Here is a 19288-nt window from a genome sequence, read left to right on the forward strand (position 1 = left end):
AAGTTATGTGAAAGCAATATTTATAAATGTAATTTTTAAAATAATATTAAATAGTAATTTTATTTGACAAAAAATATAAATGAGGTTATAATGCTCTTAATCAAATCATTAGTTTATAAAAGTGTTGAAGAGAAGAGTATCTATCCTAAAGCTTCAAGCGAGTCCTGGTTGGTGTGAGAGGATAAGTAGTAAGATAGAAAAAAGAACCTCTGAGCTTATGAGTCGATACAAGGAGATTCATACGGGAACTCCCGTTACAGAGTTAGAGTATGTTAGTACTTGATGAGGTTTATTTTGTGAAAAATAAATAAATATGGGTGGTATCACGAGCTTTCGTCCCTTTTGGGATGAAAGCTCTTTTTTATTACCCAAAAAGACACAGATAACTAAATTTGATAATAAATTATATGGAGGAAATTATGTTAAAAAGCGAATATGAAATTTTAAAAGAAGCAAACAAGGTAGTCCTAGCGTATTCTGGAGGTCTTGATACATCCGTAATGGTAACTTGGCTAAAAGAACATGGAGTAAAAGAAGTTATTTGTGTCTCAGTTGATTTAGGTCAAGTAAAAGATCCAGATGCATTAGAAACTAAAGCTTTGGGATCAGGAGCTAGTAAGTTTTATAATATAAATGTTGAAGAAGAATTTATAGATCAATATGCCTTTAAATCATTAAAAGCAGATGCAAAATATGAGAATGTATACTTATTAGGAACAGCTATTGCTCGTCCACTAATTTCAAAAGTATTGGTAGATATTGCAAAAAAAGAAGAAGCTGAAGTTATAGTTCATGGTTGCACAGGAAAGGGAAATGATCAAATACGTTTTGAAGTATCTATAATGGCCTTAGCACCAGAAATTAAAGTAGTAGCACCTTGGAGGTTCTGGGATATCAAAGGACGTAGTGAAGAAGAAGCTTATGCTAAAGAGCATGGTATTGAGCTTAAAGTAACCAAAGAAGAAGATTATTCTATGGATGAGAATATCTGGCACTTATCACATGAAGGACTTGACCTAGAAGATCCAGCAAATTCGGCGGATTTAGAAAAAGTACTATATTGGGTAACACCGCCAGAAAAAGCAGCTGATAATGCAGAAGTTGTAGAATTAGAATTTGAAAAAGGTATCCCAGTCGCCTTAAATGGAGAAAAACTAAAAGGATTTGAACTGGTTAAGAAATTAAATGAGATAGCTGGTAAACATGGGATCGGTATTGATGATATAGTCGAAAGTAGGATGGTAGGTATGAAATCAAGGGGAGTTTATGAAAATCCTGCAGCATCTGTACTATACTTTGCTCATGAGAAGCTAGAAACAGTTACTATCCATCCTGATGCTTTACAATATAAGCAAAAGATGGCACATGATTATGCTGAACTAGTATATGCAGGAAAATGGATGACTCCACTTAAAGAAGCTATGGATGCATTTGTTGATGTAACCCAAAAAAATGTTACAGGTAAGGTTAAGGTTAAATTATACAAGGGAAATATGCAACCTGCTGGAATTACTGCAAAAAATTCTCTATATTTAGAGGAATATGCAACATTTGAGGAGGATGATGTATACAATCAATCAGATGCTACAGGCTTTATAAACTTATTTGGACTAAGTTCAAAAATATACTCTAAAGCAATTCAAGAAAGTGAAGATAAATAATATGAAACTTTGGAGTGGAATGTTATCAGGCGATTTAGATAATATTGCAGAAGAACTTAACTCATCCATAAAAGTAGATAAGAGATTGGTCTTTGATGATATAAAAGGATCAATTGCACATGTCAAAATGTTAGAAAAAACTAATATCCTTAAAAGTGAAGAAGCAGAAACTATTATCAATGGTTTAGAATTAATTAATAAAAAGTTGAAGTCAGGTGAAATAGAAGTAGATGAGTCTAGTGAAGATATTCATACTTTTATAGAAGCTACTCTCATAAATGAAATTGGAGATCTTGGTAAAAAAATGCATACTGCAAGATCTAGAAATGATCAAGTAGCAACTGATCTTAAGCTTAACCTTAGAGATGAGTGCGAGATTATCGAAAATATCTTAAAAGATTATGTTAAAACCCTTTGCTTATTAGCTGAAAAAAATACTGATTCTATTATGCCAGGCTATACCCATCTTCAAGCAGCTCAGCCTGTAACATTTGCTCATCATCTTATGGCCTATACTATGATGGGACTTCGTGATATTGATAGAATTAAAGATTATAAAAAAAGACTTAACTCGTCTCCGCTTGGTGCTTGTGCTCTAGCAGGCACATCCTATCCTATTGATAGAGAATTTAGCGCAAGAGAACTTGGTTTTGATAGTATAATGCAAAACTCTATGGATGCAGTCAGTGATAGAGACTATGTATTGGAGTTAGAATCTGTCTTATCTATTATAGCTATACATTTATCAAGACTATCAGAAGAGTTAATAATTTGGTCATCTCAACCTTTTGGTTTTGTAAAAATTGATGATATGTACTCAACAGGATCATCAATCATGCCTCAAAAGAAAAACCCTGATATGGCTGAACTTTTAAGAAGTAAGCCAGCAAGAGTTATAGGAAATATGAATCAGTCATTTATTATGATGAAAGGTATTCCTTTAGCCTATGCTAAGGATATGCAGGAGGATAAAGAGGCTATATTTGATAGTATAGATACAGTAAAAATATCCTTAAAGGTTATGAAAGGTCAAATGGATACTTTGACTGTTAATAAAGACAAAATGTTAAGAGCCTGTAAGGAAGGCTTCCTAAATGCTACTGACGTAGCAGACTATCTAGTAAATAAGGGTCTTGCTTTTAGAGATGCTCATCATATATCTGCTAGACTTGTAAAATATGCTACAGATAACGGTATAACCTTAGAAGAAATTGATTTGAATACTTACAAAACAGAATCAGATTTATTTGAAGATGACATTTATGATAATATAGATATAGTAAAATGTCTTAACTCAAGAAATTCTTTAGGGGGACCTGCTAAAGGAGAAGTTAAAAGACAAATAGATTATGTCTTAGATGAGCTTAAAAATAGTTAGATAAAATGGAGTTAGAATGAAAAACAAAATAAAGAGTGTATTTGCATTTTTACTTATAATGGTAATATTATTACCATTTAAGTCAAATGCAGAAAAAGAAGTTATAGACTTTGGAACAAGTGCGGATTTTCCACCTTATGAATACTATGAAGGCGACGAAATCGTTGGTATAGATCCTGACATATTAAAGGCTATAGGAGATTATATGGGAGTTGAAGTAAAGCTTCACGATATGGACTTTAATACTATAATAGCAAGCATACAATCAGGAAAAATTGATGGTGGAGCAGCAGGCTTTACAGTAACTGAAGAGCGTAAGAAATCAGTAAATTTTACTGATTCTTTTGCAAAGACAAGTCAAGTTATTATTATAAAAAAAGATTCTGACATAAAAGAAGTAGAAGATTTAGAAGATAATAAAACCATAGGTACTCAGCTTGGAACAATAGGTGACACTCTAGCAAAGGATGATTTTGGAGAAGAAAATGTTAGTGCCTTTAATAAAGTTCCTGATGCTATTTTGTCCCTAAAGTCTAATAAGATTGATGCTATTATATTAGATAAACATTCTGCAGAAAATTTTCTAAATGCAAATAAAGACCTACAAATTATAGATACACCTTACCTTGAAGAAGAATATGCAATAGCTATTAGTAAAGATAACCCAGAATTATTAGAGAAAATGAATGAAGCTATATCAGCACTAAAAAAATCAGGGAAAATAGATAAGATAATGGATAAATATCAAAATTCAGAAACTTCTGAAGAATCTAAAGGTCTATTTGGAAGATTTAAGAGTACTATTATAGACAATGGAGCTTATAAATATTTAATAGATGGATTAAAAATTACATTAACAGTAACATTTTTTGCACTTATCATATCTTTTGTCCTAGGTTTAATAATAGCTCTTGTTAGAGAGGCGAATATAAATATGGATACTTCTAGTAAAGGTTTTGGTAGCATATTAATAAAGATACTTGATAAGATATTTGGTCTTTTTATATCTATAATTCGCGGTACGCCATCTACAATCCAATTGCTTATAATGTTTAATGTAATACTAGTAAACTTAGATAATTTAATGCTTGTAGCAATTATATCTTTTGCTCTAAATTCATCTGCTTATATGGCAGAGTTGTTTAGAGGTGGTATAAATTCTGTAAGCAAAGGAGAAAAGGAAGCAGCAAGAAGCCTTGGCTTAAGTAGTTTTCAAACTATGAAAAAGGTAGTTATGCCACAGGCTGTCAAAAATTCACTACCTGCACTTGGAAATGAGGTAATCACCTTGTTTAAAGAAACCTCAATAGCTGGTTTCATAGGACTTGCTGATCTAACTCGCGGAGCATCTATTGTAATAAGTCAAACATTTGATGCAGCCACAGCATACTTTTCAGCTGCTTTTATATATCTATTAATAGTATTGATAATAGAAAAAATCTTCAAACAATTGGAGAAAGGACAAATATATGCTTAAAGTGAAAAAATTAGAAAAATCATATGGAGACCTTAAGGTTTTAAAGGATATAAATCTAGAAGTATCCGAAAATGATGTCATATCAATTATTGGGCCTTCAGGCTCTGGAAAATCTACCTTTTTACGTTGCTTAAATCTTATAGAAAAACCAACAGCAGGGGATATTTATTTTGAAAATAAAAAAATAAATGACAAAAACATAGATATAAACAAACTCAGAGAAGAAATTGGTATGGTTTTTCAAAACTTTAATTTGTTTTCCAATATGACTATAATAGAAAACTTAACACTTGCACCAGTTATGAGAGGCAAGATGAAAAAAGATCAAGCTATAAAAGAAGCATCAGATCTCTTAGATAGAATAGGACTTTTAGATAAAAAAGACAATTATCCATCAAGCCTTTCTGGTGGTCAAAAACAAAGAGTAGCAATAGCAAGAGCACTTATGATGAAACCAAAGCTTATGCTATTTGATGAGCCAACTAGTGCTCTTGATCCAGAAATGGTTGGAGGAGTTTTGGAACTTATGAGAGAACTTGCTGAAGAAGGTATGACAATGATCGTAGTAACCCATGAGATGGGTTTTGCTAGAGAAGTTTCAAATAGGGTTATATTTATGGATGGCGGATATATAGAAGAAGAATCGGATAATCCTGATGAATTTTTTACAAATCCCCAAAATGAACGTAGTAAACAATTCCTATCACAAGTCTTATAAATGTTTTTACATTTATTTGACTTATGATAAAAACGGGAGTATATTAAATAAGTATTTTATGCAGGATTGGCGGAATTGGCAGACGCGCAAGACTAAGGATCTTGTGACCGATTTTAGGTCGTGGAAGTTCAAGTCTTCTATCCTGCACCAACAATTATAAGGGTGGATTATCCACTTTTTTTTTGCTTAAAATTAGGAACTTTTGTTATAATTATTACTGAGGTTAAAATGAACAGAAAATGTTTTGCGAAAATAAATCTTAGCTTAGATAGCTTATACTTAAGGAAAGATGGATATCATGAGATAGATACTATAATGGCTCGTATAAGCTTATTTGATGAACTTAAAATTAATAAAAGCTCAGATAGTAGTTTTCACTATATATCCAACCTACCAGATATCTGTAGTTTAGAGGACAATTTGATTTTCAAAGCCTGGAATATTTTAAAAGATAGAGTAGATAATCCAGGAATAGATGTCAAACTTAATAAAAAAATCCCTATAGCAGCAGGCCTTGCAGGCGGTTCAACTGATGCGGCTGAAATGATTAAGGGTCTAAACGAACTTTGGAAACTTGATCTAAGCAAAAAAGAAATGATGGATATAGGAGCAAGGCTTGGAGCAGATATACCATTTTTCTTTGAAGAAAAAATGGTTAGAGCTAAGGGCGTAGGTGAAAAAATCTATCCCTTTAAGAATAAACTTAAAATGAAAATTCTTATTATAAATGATGGGACAGAGATCTCCTCAGCTTTCGTATATAAAAATATGAAAGATTATGGTCACATAGAAAACAATAAAATTGTAGAGGGACTTAAGGATGGTAATAAGAAAATTATAGATGACTTTGAGAATGTTATGGAGGATGTTATATTTGAGAATTATCCTCATTTAGAGAAAATCAAAGAAAATCTTTTAGAACTGGGAGCTAATAAAACTTTAGTAAGTGGTAGTGGAGCTAGTATTTTTGCAATATTCTTTGATGATAGTTTATACGAAAATGCATATAAGGTTTTATCTAATAAATATAATCTTGTAGAGAAAGTAGAGCTTATAGATGACTAATATAGGAGTTTTTGATACAGGACTGGGTGGTCTTAGCGTATTAAGTGAACTTATTAAAAAAAAGAATGCAAATTACTTTTATCTTGGAGACTCAAAAAGAGCACCTTATGGTTCGCGAGATGAGGATGAAATTATAAAATTTGCTGATGAAATAGTTAATTTTTTAGAAGAGTATGATATAGATGAGTATGTTATAGCATGTAATACTATATCAGTTATAGCTACAGATTATCTAAGTGAAAAGTATAAGAAGAAATTTTATCCAATTCCAATTTATGGAATAAAGCAGGCAAGTAAATACTCAGGAGACTTTATGGTCTTAGGAACAGAAGCAACAGTAAATAGTCACTATTATAAACATTATTTAGAAACTCCTGGTAAGTCAAAAGTTTATGAAGTAGCAGCTAGGAATTTAGTACCTCTTATAGAAGAAGGAATAATAGAAGGAAAAGAAATTGATGATAACTTAAAAAAATATCTATCAATAGCTAATGAAAAAAAGATTCCTAATCTGATTTTAGCTTGTACCCATTACCCTATTATAAAGGAGGCAATAAAAAAGAACTTAACTTATAATGCAAATATAATTAATCCTGCAACATGTCTTGCTAGCGAGGTTAATTTTTATGAGACTGAGAAGAATAATATAGATATATTCTTTACAGAAATAAATGATTCTACAAAAATTATAATAGATAAATTTATAGATACTGACTACAGCTTAAAACTAAAGGAGATATAATTGATTTACGCAGTAATAGATATCGGTTCAAATACAGTAAGACTTTCTGTTTATAAAATTTCTGAGGATAAGGTGATTAATCTTTTTAATGAAAAAGAGCAAGCATCATTAAGGTCTTATGTAGATAATGGTTCTTTAACAGAAAAAGGAATAGACAGACTTATTAGTACTCTTAAGAAATTTAAGCTGGTGGTAGATAACTTTGGAGATATAGATGAGCTTCATCCTTTTGCAACGTCAACTATAAGAGATGCGGCAAATAGGACAGAGATACTTAAAAGAGTAAAAGATGAATTAGATCTAGATATTGAAATTATAAGCGGAGAAGAAGAAGCTAAACTTTCCTTTATAGGAGCTAGCTCATCAGTGGATGTTTCTCGAGGTGTTCTTACAGATATAGGTGGTGGGTCTTCGGAAGTAGTAATCATTGAACAAAGTAAGGTCATAAAATCAACATCATTAAATATCGGCTCCCTTTCTGCTTTTAATGATTATGTAAATGGCTTATTTGTTAGTAAAGATGAGAAAAAAGCAATTGATAGTGAAGTAAAATCATTATTAGAATCAAGTAAGTTATATAGGGAAGATCATGACTTATTGTGCGCAGTTGGTGGATCAGCCAGAGCTAGTCTTAAGTACTATAACGAATATTATGATTTGGACTCATCAAATACTGTTATGGATGCTAGTAAATTTAATAGTATGCTAAAAGAAGTCATAGATAAGGAACCTAGAGTAATACTTGACTCTATCCTTGCAGTTAAACCCGATAGGGTACATACATTATTACCTGGTATGGTAATACTTAATCGCTTATGCAAATATTTTTATTGTGAAAAAATTAGTATTAGCCAAACTGGGGTAAGAGAAGGGTATGTATATAGTAAACTATTAGGAAGGAATAATTAATCATGCATGACATATCTTTTACTCAAAATAGAGAACTATCTTGGTTAAAATTTGACCAGAGAGTTCTAGAAGAAGCCAATGATAAAGACGTAGAGGCCCTTGAAAGATTAAAGTTTTTTTCAATATTTGATACCAATCTTGAAGAATTCTTTATGGTGAGAGTTGGAAGTTTAACAGATTTTAAAAATTTAAAGAAAAAGCCAATTGATAACAAATCAGGACTTACTAGTGATGAACAAATAGAAGCTATACTTCGTGAATGTTTAGACTTATATCGCAGGAAAGATCAAGTATATAATCAAATTGTAGATGAGTTAAAAGTAAATGGTATAAATCTACTTAAAGTATCTGAACTAAATGAGAAAGATAGAAAATATGTTGAGTATTACTTTAATACTAAGATAGAACCTATTTTAAATTTTCAAGTTGTAGATAGAGTTCATCCATTTCCAAGATTGCCGAATCTCGCCTTGTATGTAGTATTTTCATTAATTACTAATAAGGAAGATAAAAGTAAACATGTAGGTTTGATTCAGGTTCCAGATAAGATTAAAAGATATTTAAAAATTAATGATACAAGCTTTGTATTTATAGAAGATATAATTAAAGAGTTTGGTGACCAAGTTTTTGAAGGCTATGGTGTAGAAAATAGATATACCATATCTTTAACTCGTAATACAGACATAAGTTATGACGACGATGACTATGATATAGATCAAGATTTTAGAGACTATATGAAAAGTAAACTTAAGAAAAGGAAGAGACTTCATCCAGTAAGACTTGAAGTTGATACGGATCTTGATGATGATTCCATAAAGTTTTTGACAGCTCAATTTGATCTTGATAAAGAAAATATATTTGTAACTAAGTCATTAATGCAGGCAGGATTTTTATTTGGACTAGTAGATGATCTTCCAGAAAATATAATAGCAAAGCACACTTACGAACCTTTTTATCCACAACAATCAGTCATGGTCGATGATAATAAGAAAATGATCGATCAAATTAATAAAAAAGATATTATACTCTCATATCCTTATGAATCTATGGATCCAGTTATAAGACTTCTTGAAGAAGCAGCTGATGATGAAAATGTCGTTTCTATAAAGATAACCCTATACAGAATTGCAAGTGATAGTAAAATTGCAAAAGCACTTATAAAAGCAAGCGAAAATGGCAAAGATGTAATTGTTCTTATGGAGCTACGTGCAAGATTTGATGAAGATAACAATATATTATGGTCATCAAGATTAGAAGATGCAGGATGCAAAATTCTATATGGTTTTGATAATTACAAAACGCACTCGAAAGTATGTTTGATAACAAGAGTTGATAATGATGGAAATATTAACTATATTAGCCAAGTAGCTACAGGAAATTATAACGAAAAGACAGCTAAGCTTTATACTGACTTTTCTCTAATGACATCAAATGAGGCAATCGGACAAGATGCTAAAGACTTATTTGATAATATTATGCTAGGTAATTTAGAGGGTGAATATAACAATCTGCTTGTTAGTCCTAAGTCTATGCAAGAAGGACTTGATGAATTAATAAATGAGCAAATAGAAATTCAAAGAACAAGTGGAGAAGGTTATATAAGATTAAAGCTTAATTCTATATCCGATAGAAAACTAATAGATAAATTATCTGAAGCATCTAATGAGGGTGTTGAGATAGTAATGCTTGTAAGGGGTATATGTTGTATACTTCCAGGTATAAAAGATCGTACAGAAAATATACAAGTATATTCACTTGTAGGAAGATATTTAGAGCATCATAGAGTCTATCAATTTGGAAGAGCTGATAATTGTAAATTATATATATCTTCTGCTGACTTTATGACAAGAAATATAAGAAATAGGATGGAAGTTGCAGTTCCAATCTATGATGAATTCATCAAAAAACGCATATTAAAATTTATGGATGTAATGTTATCAGATGATGTAAAGATTAGAAGACTGCTTCCAAATGGAGAATATACAAAAGTTCAAAATATTCATAATATCAATGCTCAAGTAAAACTTGTAGAGGATGCTAAAAAGCGTACAATTGAAGCCAAAGAAGCCAAATCATTACAAAGAATAGCTAATAAAAATAGAAAACGTAATGAAGAAATAATGAGCGAAGAAAGAAAAAAATTAGTAAAAGAGAAAAATTATTTCCAAAGAATCATAGATATATTCAGAAAATAAATATAATTATAAAAAAAATGCCTAAATCGATCCTATGGATCGATTTTTTTTTATAAAAGTAAGTGATTTCTAGGTTTAGCCCTATTAATTTATTATAAAACATGCTATAATGAAACTAAGTAATAAAAGATTCATCTATATTTAAAATTGAAATATATTTTATGATGAAAACTTTATTTTCCCACAGTCAATACAACTATATTATTGAAATAAATGAATAGGAATTTTTATGTCTAACAAAGGTATCAGAGAAAAGAAGAGAAAACAAGAACGCAAAAGAAAAGCTCGTAACAAGAAAATTTTTAGAGGCTCAGCTTTGGCAATTACTGCTGCAGCAATATTTAATTTTGGAATTAAAAGTAACAATGATGACTTTAAGATCACAAGACCTTCAGAATATAGGCAAGCTGCTGGTAATTTTAGTGAACTAGAAGAAGAAACAAAAGAAGAAACAAATGATAAAATTCATGTAGCTACTCAAGCAGGTTTTGATGATGCAAATGTAGATAAATCTCATGCAATAGAAGATGATAAATATCAAGATAAACTTATATCCTACGTCTTATGTGAGCAAACACAATATGCCTACCAATACCCCAATGATTTTTCAAAGACAGAAAAGTACATAACAAAGGGATCATATATACCATATTATGGCACTGAGAATGGATTTTCCAAAGTCAAGATTGATGATACCTATTATTATGTAAATAAATTTGGCTTAGCAAAGCTTGATGATGATAAACAAATAAAGATTGTAAATGGTCTATGTTATGTGAGTAAAGAATATCCTCTTCCAGCTGACTTTAATCCAGGAGTAGATAAGACAGCAAGAAGATCTTTTGAAACAATGAGACAAGATATGGCTAGAGACGGCCTAGATATTAAGATTGCTTCAGATTATAGGGATTATGATCTTGAAAAAAGAATGCACGAAGCTAACGAACCAGATAGCTCTCTTCCTGGCGAAAATGAACATCAAACAGGTCAAGCATTTGATTTTTTTACAGAAGGTAGCAAATATAACGATAAATTTGAAAAGACTGCCCAATATGAATGGCTATCAAAAAATGCTTATAAGTATGGATTTATAGAACGTTATCCAAAGGGTAAAGAAGATAAAACTGGTCATGAGGCACAATCTTGGCATTTTAGATTTGTAGGTGTAGAAAATGCCAAAGAAATATACGAGAATGACCTTACATTAGAAGAATATTTAAAGCTTAAATAATTTACATAAAAATTATTTAAAGTAAGATAATACTATTACTAAAACTAAAGGAGATTAATATGAAAGCATTTCACACAGATAAAGCACCAGCAGCAGTAGGACCATATGTTCAAGCTATAGGAACAGAACAATTTGTTTTCACATCTGGACAATTATCACTTAATCCAGAAAATGGAGAATTAATTACGGAAATCTCTGCTGCAGCTAGACAATCATTAGAAAATGTAAAAGCTATTCTAGAAGAAGCAGGTTCATCAATGGATAAAGTTGTAAAGTGCAATGTTTATCTTGCAGATATTAACGATTTTGCTGCAGTAAATGAAGTATACAAAGAATTCTTCACAGATCATAAACCAGCAAGATCAGCTGTCCAAGTAGGAGCACTTCCATTAGGTGGAGTAGTAGAAATTGAAGCAATAGCAACTTTATAATTTAACTTTTAAAGATTGAAATCAAGGTGGGTTTATCCCACCTTTTTTAGTAGAGGAAATATGGCTATAGAAAATAAGCAAATTATAAAAAGTGTGGATAATTTAAATGATTATTTAATAAACACTAGAAGATATTTACATGAAAATCCAGAATTATCTGGTAAGGAAATTGAAACTAGTAAGTTTCTGAAAGAGCAGGTAAAAGAATTAGGCCTTGATATAAAAGAAGTTCTTGGTACTGGATTTTATGCAATCCTTGACACAGGTAGGAAAGGCAAAACCCTAGGTCTTAGGACAGATATAGATGCCTTGCCAATTTTAGAAAATAGGAATAACTTAAATGGAGCAAGAATTTGTAGGTCTAAGGATGATGGTGTATTTCATGCTTGTGGGCATGATGGACATATGGCAATTCTTTTGGGGGTAATGAAAATTTTAGTAGAGAATAAAGATAAATTAAACGGTAAGATTATTTTTATTTTTGAAGAAGGAGAAGAAACAGGTAGTGGTATATCTCCTATGATAGAATCCTTAAAAAATGAAAAAATAGATGCCATATATGGTAATCATTTAGCATCATTTCTAGAAACTGGAAAAATAGGATTAGATGCTGGCCCCGTTATGGCTGGATTTGGAATTGTAGATTTTACAGTTAAAGGTAAGGGTGGACATGGATCTAGACCAGACTTATCAGTTAGCCCTATATTTGCAGCAAGTAATATTATAAATTCTCTTGCAAGTGCATGGGTAAATAGGCTTGATGTAACAAAGACAGTTACCCTTGGCTTAGGATCTATTAATGGAGGTACAATTGCTAATGTCATACCAAATGAAGTTAGGGTTACAGGAACTATTAGATTTTTTGATAGGAAAGAAGGAGAAAAAGCTGTTGATTTAATTAAAAAAGTTGGTAAACTTACTGCACAAGCCAATGAATGTGAATTTATAGCTAACGATATAAGAGTGGAGTATAATCCGGTTATAAATGATGAAAGTCTATCTGATCTTTCTAGAAAAGCCAGTGAAGATATTATGCCAAATTCTGTAAAAGAAGATGTTATATGGTTTGGATCAGAAAGTTTTTCTGATTACAATAAGATTGCCAAGACTATGTTTGCTCTAGTAGGAACAAAGAATGATAAGCTAGGATCAGGGGCTGAGCATCACAATGAGTACTTTGATATTGACGAAAGGTCTATATCTATAGCTATAAAGTCTATGGTAAAATTTGCCAGTATTTATTTATCTTAACTTTGGGTATAAGATTATTGAAGTAAATAATAAAGGAGATAGTTATGACAGTTAAAATTGGTGATTTAGCTCCAGACTTTAGATTAAAAGATCAAAATAAAGAAGAAGTAAAATTAGCAGACTTAAAGGGTAAAAAGGTTATTTTATCATGGCATCCGTTGGCGTTTACATCAGTATGTACTGATCAAATGAGGAGTCTTGAAAGAAATTACGATAAGATTCAACAAAAAGCTGATACAGTTGTTATAGGACTTTCCATAGATCCATTCCCAGCTAAACAAAAATGGGCTGACATACTTTGTATTGAAAATGTAAAAATAGCTTCAGACTTTTTCCCATATGCAGAAATAACAAGGGCCTATGGTTTATTCAACGAAGAAAATGGAGCTAGTCAAAGAGCGAATGTAATCATTGATGAAGATGGAAAAATTCAATGGGTTAAAATTTATGAACCTTCACAATTGCCTGATGTAGAAGAACTAATAGAAAATCTATAAAAATACTTACCTCCAAGTGTAACTTGGGGGATTTTTATTATTCAGAAAATATTGTCCAAAACAAAATCTGTAAGTTTTTAATTTTTCATCTAGTACTTATAATAAGTTAATATATTTACTTTAATATGATAATTTAAATTCAATCTATTTAAACAGCTTATTTAGGGTATCAATAATAAATAAGAATAAGACTTACTAATATAAAGGAGTTTATCTAATGAACTTATCAAATGTTGTTGATCTACAAAGAGAATATTTTTTTAGTGGGCAAACAAAAACTAAAGAATTTAGAATAGAAAATCTCAAAAAACTTAATAGTATACTTGAAATGTTTGAGGATAATATACTGATGGCTTTAAGCAAAGATTTAGGTAAATCAAACTTTGAAGCTTATGCATCAGAGCTTACTATGGTTTATGATGAAATTGACTTGGCTATAGAAAATTTGGGAAAGTGGATGGAACCAATTCAAGAAAAAACTTCAGTAGCATCTATGCCTGCTAAATCTTATACTCTTTATGAACCTTTGGGTGTAACGCTCATTTTATCACCATGGAATTATCCATTTTTACTTTCTATAGATCCTATAATTGGAGCGATGGCTGCTGGTAATACTATTATCTTAAAGACTAGTAGAAAATCAAAAAATACTACAGAACTATTAAAAGATATATTAAATGCAAATTTTGATCCTGAATATTTATTTGTGGTAGATAACGATCAAGTATCTCACGATGAACTATTATCATACAATTATGACCATATTTTCTATACAGGTGGCTATAAGATTGGTAAACACATTATGGAAGTTGCTAGTAAAAACTTAACAAAAGTAACTTTAGAACTTGGAGGAAAATCTCCTACTATAGTAGATAAAGAAGCAAATATTGGGCTTGCAGCAAGATCTATTGCCTGGGGTAACACAGTTAATGCTGGTCAAACTTGCGTATCACCTGACTATATTTTAGTGCATGCATCTATAAAAGAGAAATTTATTAATGAATTACAAAAGGCTTTATTTGATTTTTATGGTCCAGATTCTCTAAATAATCATGATTATCCAAAAATAATTGATGAAAGTCATTTAGAAAAATTAGTTTTTTTATTAGAAAATCAAGATATTATTTATGGTGGTAAATATGATAAAGAATTATGTAAGATAGAGCCAACTATAGTAGATAATGTTGATTTTAATAATAAACTAATGGATGAAGAGATATTTGGACCAATATTTCCAATAATAACTTATAGTAATGTCAACGAGGTCTTATATAAGATTAAAACACTTCCAAAACCATTAGCTTTATATCTGTTTACAGAGAATCAAAGGCTAGTTGACAAGGTTATGTATAATATGGAATTTGGAAATGGAATGGTAAATGATACATTAATGATGGTTTCTAACCCATACTTACAGTTTGGAGGTGTTGGCAATAGCGGTCAAGGTGGATATCATGGTTATTATGGATTCCAAAATTTTTCTAATAGAAAATCAATAATGAATGCATCCTCAAATATAGAAGTTAAAATTAAATACCCTCCTTATGATGATACTAGATTAAGAATACTTAGAAAATTAAAATAATATATAAAAAATAGAGAGCATGGTTTCGTAGACCTTGCTCTCTATTTTTATTAGATTTCTGTATTGTCTAAATCTTCTTTAATAGCTTTTGCTAGAGCTTTTATTTCTTTTACTTGCTCCTCTTTAACAGATGAATTAATAAGTACATCTTCACCTATATAAGTATGTTTGCCAGCTTCTAGAATTTCTTTAGATTTTTTGAGACTTGTACCTCCCCATGACCAGTTATTTAAGAAAGATACATGTCTATTTTGATAACCTGTTCCTACCAATTCTTCTAAGAAGGCCTCCATTCTGTAGTAAAGACCTGAATTATAGTTAATTGGTGCAAAAACACTGTGACTATATCTATGACAATCTGAGATTATATAAGATGGATCCCAATCAGATACATCATATAATTTAATATCTTCGCTAACTCCTAGATCAGCTAGTTCTCCTGCAAGTATATCAGCTGCTTGTTCTGTATCTCCATACATTGATGCATAAACAATTGCTATACCTTTTTCTTCTGGAGTAAATGTTGACCATTTATTATATTTATCAAGGATAAATTTTATTGATTCTGGATCATCATAGACTGGTCCATGAAGTGGTAAGATAGCGTTAAATTCAAGCCCTTCCACTTTTTTAAATAGTGCTTGAACTTGTTTACCGAATTTACCAACAATGTTGATATAGTATCTACGAGCTTGATCTAACCAATTGCCCTTGTGAATTACATTTTTTGCTTTTAAGTGTCCTTCTATAGCATTAAATGAACCGAAAGCATCAGCACTAAATAAGATCTTGTTATTTGTTTCATAAGACATCATCACTTCTGGCCAGTGTACCATTGGAGCAAAAACAAATTTAAGATTATGATCTCCTATATTTAATTCATCACCATCTTTTACTTCATAATATCTATCTTTGAACTCATCATTATAAAACTGTTCATATAATTTGAAAGTTTTTGTATTACCAATAAGTTTAGCATTTGGCCATCTTCTCATACAAACATCTATATTTCTACAATGATCTGGCTCCATATGATGAACAACTATATAGTCTAGGTCTTCACCATCCAATGCTGCTTCAACATTTTCAATATATTGTCTACCAAAAGCTGCATCAACGCTATCCATTAAAATATTTTTCTCATCTTTTATAAGATAAGAACTGTATGCAACCCCATTTTCTAGAGGGAACATATTTTCAAATCTATCAATTCTTCTGTCGTTTACACCGACATAATACACATTATCTAATATTTCTCTAATATTATGCATAATTCCTCCTTATAGAAATCACTCATATAAATACTATACAACTGTTAAAAAGTAAATAAAGTTATTTTGTAGAAGCAAACATTATCGAATATTTTAATATATTAGCGTAAATTGAAAGTAAAAATACTACTAATAAGACTATAAAATCACATATTTTATTTGGGGTAAAATGATATCAAGAGGTAAAATTATGAGAAAAAATTTAAAAATTAGATCTACCAATTTTGAAGTTAGTATTGGTAATGTAAATAAAAATAAGGAAGAGATAAAAAAATTAGTAAAAAAAGCAGATGAAGAAGGAGTAGATATCTTATCTTTACCAGAACTTTCTTTAACAGGAGCAAGTTTATATGATGGATACAAAGACTTAACTAATCAATGTGAACAAGCTTTATATGATTTAATAGAATTTTCTAAAGAACATATGGTATTTTTTACTGTAGGATTTCCACTTTCCTATAATAATAAGATATACAACGCCATTGCCTTAATAATAAATGGCAGCATTGCAACTCTTACTACTAAAAAAAATCTTGGGGTTTTAGAAAAAAATGTATTTGCTAATGATATGCCAGAAGATGAATGCATTAATGCTATGGACGGATGGCAAGATATAAATATGAATTGGTATACAGTTAACGGTCTTTCAATAGCTATTACTATAGGAGAAGATGAGCTAATGACTATTCCTAGAAGTTTAGCTTATAAAGCAATAACAGAAGCTCAGCAAGAAATTATCTTAAATCCTTCTGCCCAAGCAAAATTAGTACTTAATGAAGATGAAATTATAAATAGAGTTAAGTTCTTGTCTAAAGATATAACTTATGTTTATACATCTGCAGGTAGGGGAGAAAGTACAACAGACTTTGTATATAATGGTTTAAATATAATTGCAAATAACGGTGAAATAATCTCCTGTGCTACAAATATTTCCAGTGATTATATAGGCAAATATTATTTAAACTCAGATACCGATAGCTTATTTTATAAAGAATTTACTAATAAAAGGTATAAAATTGAAAAGTTTCCTTATTTACCAGATTATGAGGATAGGGATAGGTATGTTCAAGATGTTTTAGATATTGGAGCTATAGGACTTTTAACTCGAATGGATCATATTGGAGTTAAGGATGTATTTTTAGGTGTATCTGGTGGACTTGATTCTACCATGGCTCTTTTAATTTTAGTTCATGCTTATAGAAAAAAGGATCTGGATTTATCATCTATACATTGCTATACTATGCCTGCTTTTGGAACAAGCCATAAGACAAAATCTAATGCCTTTAAACTATGTAAAGCTTTAGGACTTACTTTAAATGAAATAGATATAAGTGAATCTGTAAAAATTCACCTAAGAGATATAGGTCATGATGGAATTACTCAAGATACTGCTTATGAAAATGCCCAGGCTCGAGAGCGTACACAAATTTTATTTGATTTAGCTAATATGCACAACGGTATAGTCATAGGTACTGGGGACCTATCTGAAAATATGCAAGGTTTTGCTACCTTTAATGGAGATCAAATGAGTAATTATTCTCTAAATGCTTCTCTTACAAAAACAGAAATTAGATATATAGTAGCTGCTATAGCTGAAAGCACTGAGAATATAGAGCTTAAATTAGTATTGAACGAAATATTAGATACACCAATATCTCCAGAACTTATTAGCCAAGATAAGGGTGAAATCAGCCAAAAAACTGAGGACATAATAGGACCTTATGAGTTAATAGATTTTTTTATATATGAACATTTAACTTACCATTTATCAGCTGAAGAAATACTAGAAGATGCTGTATCAGCTTTCTCTGATAAATATGATAGACAGACTATTAGAAAATGGGTTATTTCTTACTTTAAAAGATTTACTTTTAGTCAATTTAAGCGATCTACTAGCGTAGATGGACCAAATATGACAGGTAGGTCATTTAGTCCACGTGCAGGGTTTAAAATAGCATCCGATATGAGCTTCTCATCTTATATAGAGGGACTAGATGAACAATAAAAATAAAGTAAAGTTAGGCACGGGTTTAATTGTCGCAGGTCTTCTTATAGGAGCCTATATAGATAAACAATGTTTTGTGGCCAAGGAAGAAAAGGTAATATTAAAAAGTGAGAAAATTAAAAATCCTATTAGAATAACACAAATATCAGATTTCCATTCCAATGCTATCAAAAATTTGGATGAACTTTTAATAAATGTCAAAGATTTTGATCCTGATTTTATCATACTTACAGGTGATATGATAGATTATGGAACGGATGCTAAGATTGACCGTAGCCTGTATTTTTTAAAAAAATTAGCAGGACTTAATAAAAAAATTTTCTATATTACTGGTAACCATGAGGAAACGGGTCCTAATTTAGATAGATTTTTATTTGAGTTAGAAAAGCTAGGAATTGTATATTTATATAATGAATGTTACGAACTTAATATAAGAAATCAAGATATTTATTTATATGGAACTAGTATGCTTGATTTTTCCTATAAAAACTATAAACCTAAGAAAAATAGCATAAATGTAATTCTTAGTCACTATTCTAAAATTGTTAGAGATAATTATATAGGAAACGAAGATTTTATTTTCTCTGGTCATACTCATGGCGGACAGGTACGAATGCCGATAATTGGTGGATTAATAGCTCCAGGAGAAGGAGTGCTGCCTAATTATGATAAAGGGGTCTTTAACTACAAAGACTCAATTATATATGTAGATAGTGGTTTGGGAAATACGTTTTTACCATTAAGATTTTTGGATCAAATAGAGTATAGTAATATTACTCTTGCGCCAATAGTTTAGTGGTAAAACAAAGGTGTCCGAAGCCTAAGATGGGGGTTCGATTCCCTCTTGGCGTGCCAAATAGAAAGGAAAATAA

16 protein-coding genes, 2 tRNA genes and 1 other annotated feature are annotated in these 19288 nt (G+C 30.7%); of the genes, 17 read left to right on the forward strand and 1 reads right to left on the reverse strand.

The features are described from left to right. Nucleotides 1-115: 115 nt before the first annotated feature. Nucleotides 116-344, forward strand: a binding site (T-box leader). Between the two features lie 75 nt (nt 345-419). The 14 genes from J2Z39_RS07255 (at nt 420) to J2Z39_RS07320 (ending at nt 15140) form a co-directional block, all read left to right on the forward strand. Continuing rightward, nucleotides 420-1661 carry an argininosuccinate synthase gene (locus tag J2Z39_RS07255; RefSeq protein ID WP_209814562.1) on the forward strand — a complete coding sequence of 414 codons (1242 nt, stop codon included), beginning with the start codon at nt 420-422 and terminating at the stop codon, nt 1659-1661. A gap of 1 nt (nt 1662) precedes the next feature. After that, on the forward strand, nt 1663-3039 hold the full coding sequence (gene argH, locus J2Z39_RS07260) for an argininosuccinate lyase (RefSeq protein WP_209814563.1): 1377 nt from the start codon (nt 1663-1665) through the stop codon (nt 3037-3039). Nucleotides 3040-3055: 16 nt separating this feature from the next. Continuing rightward, entirely contained in the window at nt 3056-4516 is a 1461-nt protein-coding gene (locus tag J2Z39_RS07265) for an ABC transporter substrate-binding protein/permease (RefSeq protein ID WP_209814564.1), read from the forward strand. Continuing rightward, nucleotides 4509-5234 (forward strand): amino acid ABC transporter ATP-binding protein, encoded by a 726-nt coding sequence (locus J2Z39_RS07270; protein WP_117522100.1) that lies wholly within the window; start codon nt 4509-4511, stop codon nt 5232-5234. Before J2Z39_RS07265 ends, J2Z39_RS07270 begins: the two co-directional genes overlap by 8 nt. 60 nt (nt 5235-5294) lie before the next feature. Next, nucleotides 5295-5384 (forward strand) — tRNA-Leu (locus tag J2Z39_RS07275). A gap of 78 nt (nt 5385-5462) precedes the next feature. Further along, nucleotides 5463-6299: a 4-(cytidine 5'-diphospho)-2-C-methyl-D-erythritol kinase gene (gene ispE / locus J2Z39_RS07280; RefSeq protein WP_209814565.1), complete on the forward strand. Its 837-nt coding sequence runs from the start codon at nt 5463-5465 to the stop codon at nt 6297-6299. Then, on the forward strand, nt 6292-7041 hold the full coding sequence (murI, locus tag J2Z39_RS07285; RefSeq protein WP_209814566.1) for a glutamate racemase: 750 nt from the start codon (nt 6292-6294) through the stop codon (nt 7039-7041). Before ispE ends, murI begins: the two co-directional genes overlap by 8 nt. Further along, nucleotides 7042-7950 carry a Ppx/GppA phosphatase family protein gene (locus J2Z39_RS07290; RefSeq protein WP_209814567.1) on the forward strand — a complete coding sequence of 303 codons (909 nt, stop codon included), beginning with the start codon at nt 7042-7044 and terminating at the stop codon, nt 7948-7950. It abuts the gene before it with no gap. A gap of 2 nt (nt 7951-7952) precedes the next feature. Then, the gene (locus J2Z39_RS07295; RefSeq protein WP_209814568.1) at nt 7953-10145 is read left to right on the forward strand and encodes an RNA degradosome polyphosphate kinase; all 2193 of its coding nucleotides are present in this window, start codon (nt 7953-7955) and stop codon (nt 10143-10145) included. Between the two features lie 229 nt (nt 10146-10374). Next, nucleotides 10375-11376, forward strand: coding sequence for a M15 family metallopeptidase (locus J2Z39_RS07300; protein WP_117522095.1), 1002 nt, complete (start codon nt 10375-10377; stop codon nt 11374-11376). 59 nt (nt 11377-11435) lie between these two features. Then, nucleotides 11436-11807: a RidA family protein gene (locus J2Z39_RS07305; RefSeq protein ID WP_117522094.1), complete on the forward strand. Its 372-nt coding sequence runs from the start codon at nt 11436-11438 to the stop codon at nt 11805-11807. A 60-nt stretch (nt 11808-11867) separates the two neighbouring features. Continuing rightward, on the forward strand, nt 11868-13058 hold the full coding sequence (locus tag J2Z39_RS07310) for an amidohydrolase (protein WP_245325744.1): 1191 nt from the start codon (nt 11868-11870) through the stop codon (nt 13056-13058). Between the two features lie 44 nt (nt 13059-13102). Continuing rightward, nucleotides 13103-13555: a redoxin domain-containing protein gene (locus J2Z39_RS07315; protein WP_117522093.1), complete on the forward strand. Its 453-nt coding sequence runs from the start codon at nt 13103-13105 to the stop codon at nt 13553-13555. A gap of 217 nt (nt 13556-13772) precedes the next feature. Continuing rightward, entirely contained in the window at nt 13773-15140 is a 1368-nt protein-coding gene (locus J2Z39_RS07320) for an aldehyde dehydrogenase family protein (protein ID WP_117522092.1), read from the forward strand. 50 nt (nt 15141-15190) lie between these two features. Here J2Z39_RS07320 and J2Z39_RS07325 read toward each other — a convergent pair whose 3' ends face one another. Then, nucleotides 15191-16411: an FprA family A-type flavoprotein gene (locus tag J2Z39_RS07325; RefSeq protein WP_209814569.1), complete on the reverse strand. Its 1221-nt coding sequence runs from the start codon at nt 16409-16411 to the stop codon at nt 15191-15193. 190 nt (nt 16412-16601) lie between these two features. Here J2Z39_RS07325 and nadE point away from each other — a divergent pair, with 190 nt between their 5' ends. The 3 genes from nadE to J2Z39_RS07340 all read left to right on the forward strand — a co-directional run bounded on the left by nadE (nt 16602) and on the right by J2Z39_RS07340 (nt 19271). Further along, the gene (gene nadE, locus J2Z39_RS07330) at nt 16602-18416 is read left to right on the forward strand and encodes an NAD(+) synthase (protein ID WP_209814570.1); all 1815 of its coding nucleotides are present in this window, start codon (nt 16602-16604) and stop codon (nt 18414-18416) included. Beyond that, nucleotides 18406-19212 (forward strand): metallophosphoesterase, encoded by an 807-nt coding sequence (locus J2Z39_RS07335; RefSeq protein ID WP_117522089.1) that lies wholly within the window; start codon nt 18406-18408, stop codon nt 19210-19212. The genes nadE and J2Z39_RS07335 overlap by 11 nt, the downstream gene beginning before the upstream one ends. After that, a tRNA-Arg gene (locus J2Z39_RS07340) sits at nt 19198-19271 on the forward strand. Before J2Z39_RS07335 ends, J2Z39_RS07340 begins: the two co-directional genes overlap by 15 nt. Nucleotides 19272-19288: the final 17 nt, after the last annotated feature.

The organism is Anaerococcus nagyae, assembly GCF_017874535.1.
GTDB classification, from domain to species: Bacteria; Bacillota; Clostridia; order Tissierellales; family Peptoniphilaceae; genus Anaerococcus; species Anaerococcus nagyae.